At 40.4% G+C, this 17495-nt stretch carries 14 protein-coding genes; 11 read left to right on the forward strand and 3 right to left on the reverse strand.

Annotated features, from left to right (window positions below; genetic code table 11):
* Positions 1-47: 47 nt before the first annotated feature.
* Entirely contained in the window at positions 48-1472 is a 1425-nt protein-coding gene (locus tag ACFS6H_RS06095; protein WP_386096302.1) for an AAA family ATPase, read from the reverse strand.
* A gap of 260 nt (positions 1473-1732) precedes the next feature.
* Between ACFS6H_RS06095 and ACFS6H_RS06100 the strand changes: the two genes are divergently transcribed.
* From ACFS6H_RS06100 to ACFS6H_RS06110, 3 genes are all read left to right on the forward strand, one after another.
* On the forward strand, positions 1733-2137 hold the full coding sequence (locus ACFS6H_RS06100) for a GNAT family N-acetyltransferase (protein WP_386096304.1): 405 nt from the start codon (positions 1733-1735) through the stop codon (positions 2135-2137).
* A 353-nt stretch (positions 2138-2490) separates the two neighbouring features.
* The gene (locus tag ACFS6H_RS06105; RefSeq protein WP_386096306.1) at positions 2491-3327 is read left to right on the forward strand and encodes a helix-turn-helix domain-containing protein; all 837 of its coding nucleotides are present in this window, start codon (positions 2491-2493) and stop codon (positions 3325-3327) included.
* A gap of 95 nt (positions 3328-3422) precedes the next feature.
* A complete protein-coding gene (locus tag ACFS6H_RS06110; RefSeq protein WP_386096308.1) occupies positions 3423-4850 on the forward strand; it encodes a S41 family peptidase in 1428 nt (475 codons plus the stop codon).
* A 79-nt stretch (positions 4851-4929) separates the two neighbouring features.
* On the opposite strand, the gene ACFS6H_RS06115 is transcribed toward ACFS6H_RS06110, so the two are convergent.
* Complete coding sequence (locus tag ACFS6H_RS06115; protein WP_386096310.1) at positions 4930-5553, reverse strand: hypothetical protein; 624 nt, start codon at positions 5551-5553, stop codon at positions 4930-4932.
* A 452-nt stretch (positions 5554-6005) separates the two neighbouring features.
* Between ACFS6H_RS06115 and ACFS6H_RS06120 the strand changes: the two genes are divergently transcribed.
* On the forward strand, positions 6006-7904 hold the full coding sequence (locus ACFS6H_RS06120) for a LamG domain-containing protein (protein ID WP_386096312.1): 1899 nt from the start codon (positions 6006-6008) through the stop codon (positions 7902-7904).
* Between the two features lie 142 nt (positions 7905-8046).
* Here the strand turns inward: ACFS6H_RS06120 and ACFS6H_RS06125 are convergent, their stop codons facing one another.
* Positions 8047-8856, reverse strand: a complete 810-nt coding sequence (locus ACFS6H_RS06125) for an ankyrin repeat domain-containing protein (protein ID WP_386096314.1) — start codon at positions 8854-8856, stop codon at positions 8047-8049.
* 97 nt (positions 8857-8953) lie between these two features.
* Between ACFS6H_RS06125 and ACFS6H_RS06130 the strand changes: the two genes are divergently transcribed.
* The 7 genes from ACFS6H_RS06130 (at position 8954) to ACFS6H_RS06160 (ending at position 17485) form a co-directional block, all read left to right on the forward strand.
* A complete protein-coding gene (locus ACFS6H_RS06130; RefSeq protein WP_386096316.1) occupies positions 8954-10729 on the forward strand; it encodes a tetratricopeptide repeat protein in 1776 nt (591 codons plus the stop codon).
* A gap of 514 nt (positions 10730-11243) precedes the next feature.
* Positions 11244-12464 (forward strand): T9SS type A sorting domain-containing protein, encoded by a 1221-nt coding sequence (locus ACFS6H_RS06135; RefSeq protein WP_386096318.1) that lies wholly within the window; start codon positions 11244-11246, stop codon positions 12462-12464.
* Between the two features lie 221 nt (positions 12465-12685).
* On the forward strand, positions 12686-13939 hold the full coding sequence (locus tag ACFS6H_RS06140) for a LamG-like jellyroll fold domain-containing protein (RefSeq protein WP_386096320.1): 1254 nt from the start codon (positions 12686-12688) through the stop codon (positions 13937-13939).
* A 193-nt stretch (positions 13940-14132) separates the two neighbouring features.
* Positions 14133-14450, forward strand: a complete 318-nt coding sequence (locus ACFS6H_RS06145; protein ID WP_386096322.1) for a hypothetical protein — start codon at positions 14133-14135, stop codon at positions 14448-14450.
* 79 nt (positions 14451-14529) lie between these two features.
* Entirely contained in the window at positions 14530-14928 is a 399-nt protein-coding gene (locus ACFS6H_RS06150; RefSeq protein WP_386096324.1) for a VOC family protein, read from the forward strand.
* A gap of 267 nt (positions 14929-15195) precedes the next feature.
* Positions 15196-16494 carry a spondin domain-containing protein gene (locus tag ACFS6H_RS06155; protein WP_386096326.1) on the forward strand — a complete coding sequence of 433 codons (1299 nt, stop codon included), beginning with the start codon at positions 15196-15198 and terminating at the stop codon, positions 16492-16494.
* 148 nt (positions 16495-16642) lie between these two features.
* A complete protein-coding gene (locus ACFS6H_RS06160) occupies positions 16643-17485 on the forward strand; it encodes a helix-turn-helix domain-containing protein (RefSeq protein WP_386096328.1) in 843 nt (280 codons plus the stop codon).
* The last annotated feature ends 10 nt before the right edge of the window (positions 17486-17495 follow it).

Genomic DNA, 17495 nt, shown 5'->3' on the forward strand with positions numbered 1-17495 from the left:
ATTTTATGAAATGATAAACTATTTCGTCACAAAAAGCATTTGGTTTTTTACTGATCAAATAAAATATCCATATCAAAGTTGTTTTTAACCATTGATGATGCATAGGCATTTGAAGTTAACCCAAAGGTTGTTATCAGTGTAAGATAAATGGCTTTGGTGGTTTTTGTTTGTTCTTGAAATACCCGTATTTTTTCGGCCAGCTCTTCTGCATATCCTTTTGTTATGGTAAAAGGATGAATAGAGAATTTCATTTCACAAAGATTGATCACTCTATCCCTGCGGTCAATTACAAGGTCCACCTGTGCTCCGTGATCTTTGTCCCGGCTGATCCATGAAGAAGTGGTAGTCTGGATGGCCGCTATACCCAATGCTTTTTTTATTTGTCCAATATGCTCCAGGCAAACCTGTTCAAACGCATACCCGCTCCAGGCTCTTTTCTGTGGACTATCAAGCTGGTTTATCCAGTTATTTTCATCCAGGGTACTGGAATTTCTTATCCATCGCAGGTAAAAAAGGGAGTAGGGATCTGATAACTGGTAAAGGCTTAGTTTTTCTTTATTACCATAGGAAACATATTTGCGGATAAAGTGGCTTTCTTCCAGTTCTTTCAGTATGCGGGTTGTGCCGCCCCCATTGGGCATTCCGGAAGCTTCCAGCAATTCATCACGGGTAAGTCCCCTTCCTTTTTTACTCAACGCTTCTATGATGGAGATATGCCTTTCCGCTTTTTGAAACAGGGAGTGGTACAGGTTGTCAAACTCACCCCTTAGCAAACCATCCGGAGTAAAACACAGTCGGTCAATATTCTGATCCGCACTGAGACCGATATTCACCTGGTCTAAATAAAACGGTATTCCCCCCATCACCATGTATAACAGGATAATTTGGTAGCGGTCAAAACCTGCAGACTTTGCCTTAAAAAATGCTTCACATTCATACAACGTAAAAGGTTGAAGCCTGATACGATGGGTAACCCGGTTGTGAAGTCCTCCTTTGCTGTTGATTAATTTATTGATCATCCAGGCCGCCGCTGAACCACATACTACCAGGATAATATCTGTTCTTGCGCTTGCCCAGGCATTCCAGAAATGTTCCAGTGCCGGTATAAATCCTGACTGTGCAGTATCAAGCCATGGAAGTTCATCCAGGAAGACCACTTTTTTTTTATCCTTACTTTTCTCCAGCCATTTGATTAATTGTTCAAATGCTTCCTGCCAGGTTTTTGCCGGTGGTTGCAGTTCGGTGGAACGATCATACCTCTTTATGGCCACTGAAAAGTTAGTAAGCTGCTGAGCCATATTCACATTTGCCATCCCGGTAAGGTGGAACGTAAACTGGTTATCAAAAGCCGTACGGATCAGGAAGGTTTTACCAACCCGTCTTCTGCCATAAACGGCAACGAATGCTGATGAATCGCCGGTTTTCAGGCCGGATAGTATTGCTGATTCCTTTTTCCTCCCGATAAGCTGCATGTCCTTCAATTTGGCTGTAAGTTATTTTTTTTGTTACTTTTAGCCAAATTGAATATTAAAATTGGCTAAATGTATATTTTTTAACGCGTTTAAGCCAATTTGATCATAATTTTTGATCAGGGGAAAAAATGGTCCTAATACCCAAAAAATAAATAAATTTAAAAGTAAACCGAAAGAATTTTATAGTGGGGGCAGTAAATAACCAACCGCTTCAATTACTGAACCTGTTATCAACAAATACTAAATAACACTAGCATAATATGAACATAACCTATTGTTTTGACAAAAAACCTTCAGCAGACCAGGTAATTGAACTATATGACAATGCAGGCCTGCCAAGACCAACAAACGACAAAGAAAGAATACAGCAAATGTTCGATAATGCTAACCTGGTTGTTACCGCCTGGGACAATGATTTGTTAGTGGGTGTTTCCCGTTCAATTACTGACTGGGTTTGGGCTTGTTATCTTTCAGACCTTGCCGTTAGGGATAACTATAAAAAAGCGGGCATTGGGCGGCAACTTATTAATCTTACAAAGGAAAAAGTCGGCAATCAATCCATGATCTTGTTATTATCAGTTCCTACTGCCATGGAGTACTATCCTAAAGTTGGGTTTGAAAAACAGGAAAGCAGTTTTATTATAAACAGGGCCGAATGGAAATAATGTCTCCTGAAATTTTTAAGCAACGGTTTGGAGAAAGAACACAGGATAACAAAGCTTAACATAGCCGGGCATGTTATTTATGAACTGTTGGTGCTGATAATTATCCTGATGCAAAATTTGTTTCATTTAGATGAATTATTGAAAACAACTTTATGGTGACGGCCCCCTGAGTTTCTGAAAAACTCCTTGCAGGCATACTCAGTTATAGCAACAAATAGATATTGTTAAAAAACGCAGCCTGGTCAGGCTTTAAGAGGATGATTGGACATAACGAAGGATTTAGTTCGTATTTTTATCGCCGTCAAATTATCACCGATCAAACTGATAAGTGCAAAATAGATAAGTAAAGTAGAATGAAATCAGTAATTATTAAACCCCGGACAGATATACTAAAACAATATATCCAGTATTTCCTTTTTTTCAAAAAGACTGACAGCGATTTTTTACACTATACCACATTCCCTAACAGTAACCTATGTCTTGCCATTTATAAGGAAAACAATGTTAACTATATCACTAGTAAAACCGGTAACAGTTGTATAATAAAACAAGGGAACACAAGTTTTGCAAGTAAATTTTATGGATTTCATAAAATGCCCTTTAGCGTGGATGTTAATTCCCCGCTTGATCAGATTTGTATTATTTTCCATCCTTCTGCTTTACGGGCTTTCAGTGGTGAAAAATATAATGATCTGATGCTTGCAGATAATGTTTCCGATATTTTTTCAGTAGCAGATACTGCTGTTTTCGAAAAGATATTTGAGGAAAGCGATTTCTCAAAAAGAGCTGAAATAATTGAACATTTACTGGTATGTAATTTAAAGTTTGAAATACCGAATAAACTGAAAGAAGCATTGTTTTTTATTTCAAAATACAATGATGACAATTTAACTGTTGAAGCGTTGGCAAAGATGCTTGTAATAAGTACGCCAACCTTATTCCGGCTATTTAACAATCATTTGGGGCAAAGTCCTAAAGCCTATTTAAAAACAATACGTTTCAGAAGTGCTTTGAATGAAATGCTGAACAGGCAACATTCATTAACAAGTATTGCCTATTTAAACCAATATTATGACCAGGCTCACTTCATCAATGATTTCAGGTTGTTTTCTGGTTGTTCTCCAAGGCAATTATGTGATAAAGTTTCAGTCCGGCACAATGCCTTAGCCTGGATTTATAACAAGAAATAAGGGTGAACGATTTTTACAATTTTTGACAGTTCTTTATCTTTTTCTTTGTGCCAGAAAGAGGCTTGGACATCATAAGAAATTAGAACTGGAATTACATGAAATACCTATTTATAATTTTGTTTACCCTGCTTGTAGCAGGAAATATATCTGGTCAGGTAAAATGTCATTGTGATTTTGCATTGAGTAACCTGATTGCTAAAATAGAAAGTGATTATCCGGGTTTTGAACAAAAGACAAAAGATAAAGTCCTTTATAATAGTTTTAAAAAACAACTGGCTGAAGAAGCAAAAACGATGGAGCAATCATCGTGTTTTGAAGTGTTGAAAAAATATACTTCTTTTTTCAGAGATGGGCATATCTGGATAAATCCTGCAACTACCATAAACAAAAAGGGCAGCGTTACAACAGCGCTTATAGATATTGATATTGATAAATTCCGGAAGCAATTAAAAACTTCTAAAGACCCGATTGCAGGAATATGGAAGAACCGTTTTGAATGGACTGGAGGTGTAGTGTATGAAATAGGTATTACCCCAACGGGTAATAATGACTATACTGGCTTTGTTATCACTGCTAATACTGGCTTCTGGCAACCGAAAGAAATTAAGTTCAAATTATTTGCAGACCGTACATTTGAGTTCTATACATTTGATAAAACCAAAAAGACCGGCACCTATGAGATTTCTAATGACAATATCATCTATTTTAAAGAGGCGAGGAGCAGCTTTATAAAAGAGAGCCCCGCTTCTGGATTCTCAGAAAAGCAGATCAGGAATAAAGTCGGGACATTCTATGGATTCTCTGTAAAACAGCTTTCTGCTAAAACTACAATCATTACGCTGCCGTATTTTGATTATCCATTTGTGGAAATTATCAATGATATGATGGAAGAGCATCTTAACCTCATTGAAAATAGTGAAAACCTGGTGATTGATATCAGAGGAAACTCAGGTGGCACTGATAATGCGTATCAAAAATTACTGCCATATATTATGACCCATTCAATCAGAAACGTTGGTGTAGAATATTTAGCTACACAAACCCTGATCGACGGGCTTGAAGGGTACATAAAGACAATAAAAGACAAGAAGGGAATGGAAGACGAAATAAAAAAGGTTCGGGGGTGGATTAACAGTTTTGAAAAGAATATGGGAAAATTCGTAAACGTGAGTGATAACCCGTTTTCAATACAGGAAGTGGATTTAGCTAAGAAAAGCCCACGGAACATAGTGGTGATGATTGATAAGAGGGTGGGAAGCGCTGCTGAAAATCTTGTAATGCGGGCTAAGCAAAGTAAAAAGGTAAAGGTAATGGGAACCGTAACATCGGGAGGGCTGGATTATGCTGCTGCACGAATGTTTGACTTTGGATGCCCGGAATATCTTTTACAATTACCTACGTACCGTTCTTTGCGATTACCGGATTTCCCCATAGATAACATTGGATTGCAGCCCGATATTTTTATGGACAGGTTTGTAAAAGATTGGGTACAGTATGCGGTTGATTACCTGGAGAATGAATAAGCAAATAACACTTTATCACTGTATCAATTGTCCTGCTACAATGCAACCAACCAATTGCTTGCAATTAATAATGACCGGTTTAAAAATTTACCCCAAAATGCAATCCCGGCTGCCCGAAGAAAAATCTTGGCCATTTATCGTCAACCTGTTTAAACGAATCTGGCATTTTTGATTGATAAGGACGATGTGTTATGGCTATTGAAGGTTGTACAAAAAACCTGTCCCTGAAAAGCTTAATGTGATAACCCACAGAATAGGTATTAAAAATCTGAAAGCCTTTGTCAATCTTTCTGCCGTTATCATTAACAAAGGTTTGCCAGGCAGGCATTACGTCAACCTGGGCGAAAAGGCCCTTCCATAAAAACCGGTAATAAGCAAGCGAAAATCCATGTTCACGAATATAACCCGGGAATCCTGTTCCCGCTGCTTCATATGATTTTCCATAAGGAATACCAATCGGCCAGCCATATTTCCAGGTTTTCAGTTCAAGTGAAATTACATCCTTACGGGTAATGCGATAACCAAAGTTCAGGTAAACCATTTCAGGCTTATTATTATCAGGTATCAGATTAGCCAGCATAAATAGGGTACTGCCTATAAAATACTTTCTGTAAGTACTGTCTTGTTTGGCATATTGTGCATTCACCTGTATACTGCTTATCAATACTAGGACAAGTCCAATCCCGAAAACTTTCTTTTGCATATTTTTTTACTTAATGTTAAGAGATACTGCAAAAGTGGATTTACCAAACAACATAACTCGTTCACTTAAGTTAAGAAAACATTGTTGGCTCTGTGTTTAAGATTTTTTTGCTTTAGGTCTGTTTAAAGATTGGAGTTTGATACTAATTGGCGTTGAGGAAAAAGTTGTATAAGGCCTGGTCTTTTCTGGAATAAATTAAACTACCGTTGTTCGGGGTGGAGTTTTAAGCTCAGCAAAATTGATTTGCTTTAGATCAGCATTACTGCGGCTAGGCTGAAAAATAGCCTTTTGTTGGGTTAGCCTGTTAACTGGTGCAATATTTATCCTGCCATCTCCATTGGAAAGGCCAATGTCTCATATTATATTTTTAAAAATTATTATTTAATTGTTTTTCATTTTATTATATAAATAACTTTTCTATTATATTTACAACCTTAACTAACAAACCACGAATGAAACGTCTCTTACTAACTGCCTCTCTTCTGGCTACATTGTCAGGTTACTCTCAACAATATGCGCTTTCTTTAAATGGTAGTTCGGGTTACATTGAAGTAGCCGATAATAATGCCATTGACCTTAGTGCTGCATTTACCATTGAAGCCTGGGTTTATCCAACCGGCAATGGTTTCAGTGGCGAAGGAGCCATGATCTTTAATAAGGAGAATAGCTATGAACTCAGCCGTTTTCCGGATGGAAGCCTGCGCTATGCATTAAGTGCAAACGGTGACGGAAACGACTGGAGCTGGATCAATACAGGAATTGTTGTTCCTTTAAACCGGTGGTCGCATGTATCCATGGTTAAAAACGGTACATCCGTTACCATATATCTCAATGCTGCCAGTTCTTTTACGGCTACAGCGCCGGCAACGCTGACCGCTAATGCACATACCTTACGTATTGGTAACCGTACCAGCATCCCACATTTTTTCCAGGGACATATTGATAATTTCAGGATTTGGAATACAGCCCGCCCGCTCAGCAGCATTAAGCAAACGGTATTCGGCTTGACGGATGGACCGACCAGTGCGGGCCTCGTTATAGATTATCCTTTCCTGACCAACTCCGGATCCACTGCCAACAACTATGCAACCAATTTCACCGGGCTCAATGGTACTATACAAGGAGGAACCAGTTGGACCAGTAGCCCGATCATTCGTGCAGCTAATGCACTGGCATTTGATGGCGGTGACGATTTTGTAAGTACTCCCCTCAGTATGAATAACATGGCGGCGTTTACAATGGAAGGCTGGGTTAACTTTCGCAACACTGGTGGTGTTCAAAGCCTTTTTGGACAGAATGACCTGTTGGAATTTGGTATATACAGCGGGGCACTGGTTATTTGGGTTGCAGCTGGCGTAAATAATCTTACATGGGCCTTTACCCCTACTGATATTCCTGTGAATACCTGGCACCATATAGCTGCCGTGGGTAATGGCACCCATGTGTTAATTTATGTGGATGGTATTGAAAGGGCCCGTGCGGCGCTAACAACAGGTAATTACGGATCATCTCCGTATTTATTCAATATCGGCGGAGCTGTATGGACTACAGGTGGTCTGGGGTTAGACGGGAGAGTGGACGAAGTGAGGGTATGGAACGTCGCCCGTACAGAGGCACAGATACAGGCAAATATGAATAGCGAAATAGACCCGGTTACCGCAACCGGCCTGGTTAGTTATTACCAGTTCAATGCAGGTATTCCGGCTGGTAACAATACCGGGCTGCTTGTTGCTATTGATAGCAGGGGGAATAATAACGGAACACTTAATAATATGGGCCTAAACGGTGGTACCTTGTCTAACTATACGAGCAATAATCCTATTATTAGCCTACCTGTAACCTGGGCCGGCTTTACGGCTAAAGCGCAGCAATCGGATATTCAACTTAACTGGAGCACGGCACAGGAAGATCAAACCCGTGATTTTGTGGTGCAATATAGCCAACAGCCATCTGTTGCATCGGGCTGGGTATCACTTCATACTTTAGCTGCGGCAGGCAATAGCACTACCCGGCGGCACTATAATTATACCCACCGGCAACCCGGGAGTGGTGTACACTATTACCGTATTCTGCAACGCGATTTGGATGGAAAAGAAACCTATAGCACTATTCAATCGGTAAGGTTAAATGACCAGGCAGCCGGCTTCCGCGTATTGGGCAATCCTGCAAAACAGTCCATTCAATTGCAGGTTACCGAAGAAGGGGTAGTGATACTTGCTAACAGCAGCGGCCATATCATTCACCGGCAACGGGTACAACCTGGTACGGTTACTTTAAATAAGGCTTCCCTAACACCGGGTACTTATGTTGTACGCCTTGGCGAAAAGACAGAAAAAGTGGTAGTGCAATAAATAAAGCCCAATAATATTAAAAAAGCTCCCTTGTTAACAACGGAGCTTTTTTAATATGGCTCATGTATACAGTGCCGGACTATTGGCAAAAATGTCTGCTGTACAGGTCAGTCAACATTTAAAAGAGGTATACCTGCATTACTCAGTTTAGTAAATCTTTTAATCCCGATTGTTCATCATTTAAATAATCAAAAAAAATTTCTCCATCTGCATCCGGAATGGTTTTGTCAGCGCCTGAATTTATGAGTATATCGATGCATGTTACAAATTGTTCTATGTTTTTTCCGGTGTTTTCTTTTAACGCATTCATGGCCCATATAAGCGGGGTTGAGTGATACTTAATAGAAACCTGGTTAATAGCTGCTCCTGCCTGTACCAGTTTCTCTACCACCCCGGGCCGGCCACACCAGGCGGCCCAGTGTAATGCCGTACCGCCATAACATCCGGGATGGTTCAGTTCAGCACCCTGTTCTATATAATATAAGGCAACCTTATCGGCGTATAAACTGCAGGCGGCAATTAAAGGTGTGTCTTTTTCTGTGATCATTTCATTGCCGTTGATCCTGGCACCATACGTAACAAATATTTTTGCCATGACAAGCGCCTGTTCATCGGTGTAGGTATTTGAAAAAACACCATCGCATATCCGGTGTAACGGATGTGCCACAGTTGTATTTATCTCATCATAAGGAATTGCTTCATTTGCCAGTTTTGGATCCTGCGCAAGCATTAGTTTTAGTCCCTCATAATCTGTTGAATCTATCAGTTGCTTGATACCGGTGTTCATCTGCATAGTATTTGTAGTAACAAAATAAAACAGGCCCTGGCCATAAGTATAAACCTGTGTCTGTAATAAAGATAGGTATTTACTGTTCATACAAAACGACAACAGGCGGGTACAAAAACTGTTAAGTGACTTCCGGTAATAAGGAGTTTGGTAGTATAAATACATATTGCATGCTTAAGTATTAATATTTTTACTCATATTTACATTTCCCTGTTCATCCAGGTGCTTTTTATATTGCTTTATTACCCTCTTATTACCAGATATGTACGCGAACTGCCGGACTTATTTTTTATTGTTTTGCCTTTCATTCATAAGTATCATTCATTATGGACAGTCTCCGGCAACAGATAGCGTGGCCATACTTTCCGGGAAAATTTTAAAGAATATTGAGCAGGCGGATCATGACAGTACCCGGTTAAAATTATTGAACGAGCTTATTGATCTGAATATGGAAAGCCGGCCCTCACTGGTGACAGACTGGGTAGCGCAAGGCGTAGTCATTGCACAAAAAAGAAATTACCCTGACAAAGAACTGGCTTTACAACTGAAAGAGCTCCGCGCATTAAATATACAGGGCCAGTTCACTACTACGCTGGCTAAAGCAAAAGCGTTAGAGCCTTTATTGAACAAGGTTGGTGTACCGCTTCAAAAAGCAGCTTTCCTGTTAAGTATTGGTAATGCCAATCAACGGACGGGCAATTATGACCTGGCAGCAGCTTCTTTTACCGGGGCTATTGAGGTATGCGAAAAAAACAAGATCAGGGATATTGAAGTGCGGGCCGCCATGAACCTGGGCAACCTCTACCAGTTTTTAAACCGTTATGAAGATATGTTGCAGCATCTGCAACGTACACTGCTGAAAGCGGAGAAGTATAACCTGGCAGAAGATATACCCATGATCAAATTTAATATATCTAATGCGGAAGCGCATCTGAACAACTTTGGTAAAGCCATCGGGTATTTGCTGGAGGTATTGCCTTATTATCAGCAAACCGGTAATCAACCTGCTTTAGGACTGATTTTTTCAAACCTTTCATGGTGTTATTTCAAGTCACAAAAAAAGGAACTTGCCCTGGAATATGCTTATAAAAGTCACGCTATACGCACCAGTCTTAAAGATGAAGCCGGTTTAGCCCACCTGGAGTTTAATTTAGGTAAAATATTCCTGGATAATGCACAATACGATTCCTGCTTCAAATATGCCAGCTCTTCTTTACAAAAAAGCATGGCTTTAAAGTTGACAACGGATATAAGAGATAATTACGAAACCCTGGCCCTGCTCAATGAAAGGCAGGGTAATTTTGCAGAAGCTAATAAATACCTGCGGAAATATTATGAATGGAAAGATTCTATTTATATAAAAGAAAGAGATAAAACCCTGGAAAAGGAGTTGGTGAAATATAAAGCTTCAGCTACTGATAAAGTAAACAAGGATCTGGAAACTGCAAACCAAAAAACAAAAATATACCAGGTAATAATATTGATACTGGCAGGTATACTGGGTTATACCGTATTTAAATCGTTCTTCTCCCGGCAAAAAAGTAAAAAGCAGCAGCTAGAGAAGCATGGGGAAACAGTAGTCAGTGAAACCACCCTGCCGGCCGGTAACAACAACGTTATATTGCCTGCTTTTAAACCAGGAGAAAAAGAGCAGCTGCTAAAGGAAATTGATGGGTTAAAGGTGGAGAATGAAAAGATTGTAAAGGAGCTGCACACACAGAAATCTACAGATATCACGGCATTGCGTGATATGATATCCTCCAATAAGTTGCACTCAGATGCTTATTGGAATGAGTTCCTTTTATTGTTTTCGAAAGTATATCCTTCCTTTTTTGAAAAAATGAAAGAGGAGTTTCCGGCATTAAACCAGAACGAACTGCGTATTTCGGCATTAATTAAGTTAAACCATAGCATTACAGATATGGCAAAGGCCCTGAATATTACAGTGGACAGTGCCAGGAAAGCCAGGTACCGGCTTTACAAAAAAATAGGTTTGTCTAACGACCAGGAACTCATTGATACGATCATCCGCATCTAAAATATTAGCTTTCAACGATAAACCGATCTAAAAAGGGGCTTTGTCCCTGATTTGTCCTGCCTTGTCACGCCTTTTTCCCGGCCTTATACGGTTGCAGCATAGTAGTTTTGATATCATTATGCTTGGTAAGAGAATAACGGAACAAGCCATCTATTTTCTCCCTTTTTTAACTGAATATCAGCCTACTTCTAAATCAACCAGCCCAAATGAAGATTTTTTGTGCTTCAATGGTCAGTTTTACCTGTTCCGGGTTTTATGTACCACCCCGGTTGGCGAACAACACCTTCAAACTCATCCGAAGCTGTAGTAAAGGTAATCCCAAGGTTTCGGGTCCCACTTCCCGGTCATCATCAACGGTGGCTTATTTTTTTTGGGGGTCATATTATGTTCCGACACGAAATTTTAATATAAGCCCCAGCGTAAAGATTCTCCTAATTGGTCAATATAACTTATGCGTGCCGGTTTCTGCAAAAGCCGGTGAACCGGTATTTTAATATTTAAAAATCAATATATCATGTATAAAAAAATCTACTCCTTATTAATGCTTGTTTTCTTTGTAACCGGGAATGTTGATGCCCAAACTCAATTCTGGTCAGATAATTTTGAGGATGCGGGCTCACCTTCATCAGGCAGCCGGGTAACTTCAATTGCCGAATTTATCAGTTGTACTACTCCTACACTAGCTTATTTTAAAAGAACGACCGGGGCGGAAATAAGTCCGATCGTTTTTTCCGGTTTTTCAGGCACTAAATTTTGGGCAGCCATGGATATTGATAGAGGCCCGGGATGCGGAGGCAATAATACCATTAGTGCAGCTCAGTCAATTACCTGGTCGGGAATTAATATTACAGGAAAAACAGGAATGACTTTCAGGGGGTTGTTTGGAGCAAATTCCACAGCCATATTCCAAGGCTTACCCTTTCTTCCGTCTGCGGATTCAATGGCTGTTTCCTATCGTATTGATGGAGGTGCCTGGATCAAAATTGTGGGTGTTCATTGTAATGACAATACGGCGAATGGAGGCACAGTTGGTTTTGATCTGAACGGTGACAGGATAGGGGATGGAGGCGCCAATACTTTAGGAAATACCTTGTCCGAGATAACTGCTAATATTCCGGGTACCGGAAACACGCTGGACCTGCGTTTTAATATTTTTCTTAACAACCAGCAACCGGGAGCTATGGCATTTGATAATTTCCGCCTGTTTTCTTCCTCCTCACTACCGGTCACCTGGGCATCTTTTACGGCCGGCAAGCAAGGTGATCATATTGCGCTTGACTGGAGTACAGCCACAGAGCAAAACACAAAGGAGTTTGTGGTGCAACACAAAACAGGAACAGGTAACTGGAATAATATAGCTGTTATCTCTGCTGCAGGGAACAGTAACGCACTCCGTAATTATAACTATACACACCTGTACCCGGTTAACGGTGTTAATTATTACCGCATTCAACAAACAGACCTGGATGAGAAAAGCAGTTTTACAGATATTCAGCTGGTGAAGTTTACTAACAGTTCTCCGGCCTTTGTTATAAAAGAAAACCCGGTAGTAAACGGGATCATAAAAGTGCAACTTCACCAACCGGCCGATTTATTTCTTTACGATATGCAGGGGCGTTTAATATGGCAGCAGCAGCAGGCCAGTGGTTTAATATCCATTCCTGTACAAAGGAACCCCGCAGGACTTTATACATTAAGAACAAAGGATGATAGTAAAAAGATCGTGTTGCAATAGATAATCAGCTAAAAAATATCATTGAAATGGAAGAGCCCGGTATTTTGATCGGGCTCTTTTCACAGATGCAGTTCGGCAATGAACTGCTTTTTTGTATAAATATTTTTACAGGTTACCAGTAATCATATTCCTAAAAAATATTTACAAAACTGAAAATTAGTATATTATATATTTTAAATATTTATTTATTTTGTTGTCTTAATCAAGCCAACTTAACCATTATGCAAAAAAAAATCCTGGTGTTTTTCACCTCGCTCTGCCTTTCTTATACTTCCTTCTCTCAAAGTTCCTTACAGTTTGATGCATCTGCCCAGCAATATGTTCAAATAGGCAATGCCATGAATACAGTATTGGCAGGAACCAATACCATAACAGCGGAAGCCTGGGTGTACATGACAGCCCGCCCTTTTCTTCCCACTATTGTGGGAAATTATACAAGCGGCACGATGCAGTTCCTGCTGCGGGTTGATAATGACCGACCGGCTTTTTGGATCAGTAATGGTGCATTAAGGTCGGTGAACGGAAGTACAGTGGTGCCTTTAAATACCTGGACACACCTTGCTGGTGTTTGGGATGGAAGTGAGCTAAGGGTATATATTAATGGGGTACTGGACGGCACCGCAACTATAACGGGTGGCACCCTGGTATCGTCGGCTAACCCCGTACGTATAGGGGCCAATCTTTTGAGTGAGGCCTTTACCGGGCGAATAGACGAAGTAAGGATATGGAGAACAGCCAGGACCGGTGCCCAAATTGCCGCATCCATGAACACTTGTTATATTGGTACTACCAGCCCGAATTTGCTGGCTAATTATAATTTTGAAGAAGGAAGTGGTACTACTGTTACAGACAGAACAGGCCACGGTTATAACGGTTCCTTTGTAAATGCTCCCACCTGGAACGTCGGGGTTACCTGTGCCATTACTTTGCCGGTAAGTTTTACGGGTATTCATGCGGAAAACAAAACTAACGGGGTATCAGTATCATGGGAAGTGGGTATGGAACAGGATATCCTGCGTTATGTGGTTGAAAGATCTGCTGACGGTAATACTTTCTCGCCCATTGGTTATGTAAATGCTGCAGGTGCTTCGGTTTATTCATTCCAGGATACAGAACCGTGGACAAACGCTGTTTATTACAGGATCAAATCAGAAGAGTTATCGGGCATTGCAAAATATTCATCTGTTGTTAAAGTAGTTGATACAAATACAAAACCAGCTATTACTATTGCTCCTAACCCGGCAAACGGAGGGCGGTTAAACCTGCAGTTATTGAATAAACCCGCAGGTAAGTATACGGCAAGGATAGTAGACCTGTCAGGTAAAGTACAGTTTAGCCAAACCATTCAGCAAACGGGTTCAAATAGTGTGTTTAACCTCGTATTGCCGTCAGGGCTTACTGCCGGTATGTATATATTACAAGTTACCAATGGTAATAAACAGACCGAGAACTGTAAGTTTTATTACCAACCCTAAAGAATATTTTATAATTATTGTGTAAAGGTTTTCAGTTTGCTGAAAACCTTTTTTGTTGATGGCTCATCATGATTATAATCCGGTTACACTATATTTTAGTTTTTATTGAAATTTTTGTTTTAATTGCTGATGCTGCTTCGGGTATCAGCAATTGAATGTTCACGGATAAACTATGCTATAAACTTTATAAAACATGAAAAGAAATAACATACAGATTAAGACTATTCTTATTGCATTAATCGTACTGGTAACTTCCTGCGCAGGCAATAAACAACCGTCCGACCTTTCCTGGTATCAGGGCCAGGTAATAGAACAACTGGTAGAAGAAGACAGCGCTGTTTACCGGGTACAGATCGGCATTATGGCCTCCTCTTTCTGGCTGGATAAAGAAAATGAAGACTTTAAAAAAGACCTCTCCCTGTTACAGGAAAGTTTACAGGATAAAAAGAAACTGGATATCGGGGTGGAAAAAGAAACCAATAAGATCAGGGTGGTTAAAGCCACCAGGTAGGGCAGGCGGCAAATAACAGGTGGTGGAGCTGTAGGTCACCTTGGCATGATTACTGTCCCTTTTTCCCAAATACAGCAATATGAAAGCAAAAAAAATATGGGCTAATTTCAGTGTGAAAGACGCTGAGCGTACCCGCCGTTTTTATGCCGTATTAGGCTTTACACCCTCCGGCATGAACAGCTATCCTAAGCTGGCCAGTTTCCTGTTTGGGGACGATGATTTTGTGATCCATTTTTTTGAGGAGGGTTCGCAAATAGATGAATATTTAAAACCAGGCGGCAATAATAACAGTGAAATTATTTTTACCATTTCTGCGGAAACAGAAACAGAAGTGAACGAATGGGGCCGTAAGGTAAAAGAAGCGGGTGGTACTGTTTTAACCGAGGCCGGAAGGGATAAGGCCGGTTATTATGGTTTTGCGTTTGCGGATCCGGATGGACATACATTTAATATATTATTGATGGAAGCGGGCATGTGATGAAATTATTCTTCAGCAGGATTGCTTCTGGAAAAAAAGTAACAAGCGCGCTTGTTACTTTTTCTTTTTACGGTATTACAACTTATCATACAGGGCTTTTTTGCCATGCTCATTGTATTTTCATTATTTCATCTTGTATAACCAAAAGTTCTGTTAAACCGGTTGCTTCGGGAACTATCGTCAATTTATCGGGAACTTCAGGCATTGCCAGTGCCACGTACTAAAAATACTTTTACTGTTCATAATATAACACCTAAAATAATTTTTATGAGCAGCACAAAAACACTGATAAAACGTCCTGCCGGGAGTTTTATCCTATTACTCTCGTTTATTATACTGGCAGCATCGTGTAAAAAAAATAATTCAATGAATCCCGAACAGGGAACTATAACTATTGAAAATGTATTGAACAGTAAACCGCTTGTACAGTCCGGTACTTTTAAGGGCAACGGTACGCCGCCTGTTATTTTCCCGGGACAGTCAATAAGTTTTAGCTTTTACGCGGGCCCCGGCCAGGCATTGAGTTTTGCTACGATGTATGGCTGGAGTAACGATCTGTTTTTTGCTCCCGAAAATCCCGGTATAAAACTATATGATGATGCCGGTAAGCCGTTTACAGGTGACGTATCGGCACAGGTAAAATTATGGGATAACGGTACCCGCATTAACCAGGCGCCGGGTATGAATGTAACGCATCCGGGTGTTGCGGAAACATCACCTAAGCCGGTTACCGAAGTTACAGGTACCGATGCGCAGGGAAACAATTACCTGCCCGCATCACAGTTGTTAAAAGCAAGCCTCGCCTATGATGGTAATTCAAAGTTTACCGTTACGTTAATGAATAATTCGGGCGGAACATTAAATGAAACTCCCTTTAGTCCCGGTGTTTGGACCATTTCTTATAACGTAGGCGGTACTTTACAAAATGCAATGCCCATATATACTAAAGGCCAGCTGAGTGTAAACGGGCTTACCAATATTGCCGAAATGGGTGATAATACAATGCTCAGCACTTACCTTACCGGGATGACGGGTATTTTTACCCCACTTTCTCCTGTGTTGGTTGTTGTATATAATGGTAATCCGTTTTATAAAACAGGTGAAAAAGACCGGGGTGAAGGGCTTAAAGAACTGGCACAAATGGGCAATGCCGATATACTGGCTGCAGCATTGCGTACAAAAGCAGGCGTTAAACAGGTATATGTACTGAAGGAGCCTGCAACTACTGTACTATTACCTAAAATAGGGGATAAATCCGGTGGAAAAGTTTCTCAACAGCTGAACCTGGCCCAGGGAGACCGCGTTGCAGTAGCTACCATGTATGGCTTTAGCAAAGACTGGTTTTTTGCCACAAGAGGAAATGGTATTGGTATGGAAGATATCAAAAACAGTGACCTGTCTTCACTAATGGGATTGTTTGACAATGGTACGGCACTTGACCTGTTTCCGGGTGCCAGTGGCATGGCCCCGGCAGAAACAAAACCCATACAGGAAGTTGCTAACCCGAATGTGTATACAACACTGCCACCGGTTAACCAGATGATAAAAGTCACTTTTAATAAATAATAATAGTAAGGGTAACAGGTTCTTACCATCACACTTACAACCTGTTACCCTTTTCCTGATCATTTTTGATAATTATAAAATATTAACCCGGTAAACAGGCAGTAAATAAGGGAATGATTTGTGAAGCCGAAAAAGTACTTTTATGTGCATGGAGCTATTATTTGAAGATAAAAAAACCGAAGGATTTCTGCTGGTGCATAAAGACAATCCGGGGTTGAGAGGCGAAGGAATACTAAAAAACACTACTGTTAACACCATTGTGTATAATAAAAACAGCAGCCAGAAAGTATGGGTAGATGAGGTACCGTATGAGTTTGAACGCAATACGGTACTTACACTTATGGCAAACCAGCATTTTGTATTTGAACGGCCGGAGTTGCTTATTGCATGGCAGTTTAACCGGGAGTTTTATTGCATAGTAGATCATGATGTGGAAGTGGGATGTGTGGGGTTTATTTTTTACGGAACACGTCAGCCGCTGTTTACCAATCTTTCGCATGAGGATATACAGGAAGTAAATATAATAGAGCATTTATGTGAGTCGGATATGCAGGTAAAGGACAGAATGCAGGGCGAAATGTTACGTACCTTACTTAAAAGACTGATCATAAGTATTACACGTATTGCCCGGAAGGCCTGCGATCATTCAGATCTTTCCGATGATAAACTGGATATGATCCGGATGTTTAACCTTTTAGTAGAGGGACATTATAAAAATGAACACGAAGTACAATTTTATGCCCAGGCATTGAATAAGTCACCCAAAACGCTCACTAACTTATTTGCTATGCTTGGAGTGCCGGCCCCCTCCAGGCTGATCAAGGAGAGGATCATACTGGAAGCGAAACGGTATCTGCAATACACAGATAAAACAGCCAAGGAAATTGCCTATTCTTTAGGCTTTACAAGTCCTGCCCATTTCAGCAGGTTTTTTAAACAACATACCGGTAATAATATTACTGTTTATAAACGTAATGATCGTATCGTATAAAAAATTTAAT

This window comes from Terrimonas rubra, from assembly GCF_042686025.1.
GTDB lineage: Bacteria > Bacteroidota > Bacteroidia > Chitinophagales > Chitinophagaceae > Terrimonas > Terrimonas rubra.

What these genes read in the sequence shown, in the direction of transcription:
- ACFS6H_RS06130 (WP_386096316.1), top strand. Translation starts at nt 8,954, where the DNA reads ATGTACGCGAACTGCCGGACTTATTTTTTATTGTTTTGCCTTTCATTC.
- ACFS6H_RS06155 (WP_386096326.1), top strand. Translation starts at nt 15,196, where the DNA reads ATGAGCAGCACAAAAACACTGATAAAACGTCCTGCCGGGAGTTTTATC.
- ACFS6H_RS06145 (WP_386096322.1), top strand. Translation starts at nt 14,133, where the DNA reads ATGAAAAGAAATAACATACAGATTAAGACTATTCTTATTGCATTAATC.
- ACFS6H_RS06140 (WP_386096320.1), top strand. Translation starts at nt 12,686, where the DNA reads ATGCAAAAAAAAATCCTGGTGTTTTTCACCTCGCTCTGCCTTTCTTAT.
- ACFS6H_RS06115 (WP_386096310.1), bottom strand. Translation starts at nt 5,553, where the DNA reads ATGCAAAAGAAAGTTTTCGGGATTGGACTTGTCCTAGTATTGATAAGC.
- ACFS6H_RS06095 (WP_386096302.1), bottom strand. Translation starts at nt 1,472, where the DNA reads ATGCAGCTTATCGGGAGGAAAAAGGAATCAGCAATACTATCCGGCCTG.
- ACFS6H_RS06135 (WP_386096318.1), top strand. Translation starts at nt 11,244, where the DNA reads ATGTATAAAAAAATCTACTCCTTATTAATGCTTGTTTTCTTTGTAACC.
- ACFS6H_RS06150 (WP_386096324.1), top strand. Translation starts at nt 14,530, where the DNA reads ATGAAAGCAAAAAAAATATGGGCTAATTTCAGTGTGAAAGACGCTGAG.
- ACFS6H_RS06160 (WP_386096328.1), top strand. Translation starts at nt 16,643, where the DNA reads ATGGAGCTATTATTTGAAGATAAAAAAACCGAAGGATTTCTGCTGGTG.
- ACFS6H_RS06105 (WP_386096306.1), top strand. Translation starts at nt 2,491, where the DNA reads ATGAAATCAGTAATTATTAAACCCCGGACAGATATACTAAAACAATAT.
- ACFS6H_RS06100 (WP_386096304.1), top strand. Translation starts at nt 1,733, where the DNA reads ATGAACATAACCTATTGTTTTGACAAAAAACCTTCAGCAGACCAGGTA.
- ACFS6H_RS06125 (WP_386096314.1), bottom strand. Translation starts at nt 8,856, where the DNA reads ATGTATTTATACTACCAAACTCCTTATTACCGGAAGTCACTTAACAGT.
- ACFS6H_RS06110 (WP_386096308.1), top strand. Translation starts at nt 3,423, where the DNA reads ATGAAATACCTATTTATAATTTTGTTTACCCTGCTTGTAGCAGGAAAT.
- ACFS6H_RS06120 (WP_386096312.1), top strand. Translation starts at nt 6,006, where the DNA reads ATGAAACGTCTCTTACTAACTGCCTCTCTTCTGGCTACATTGTCAGGT.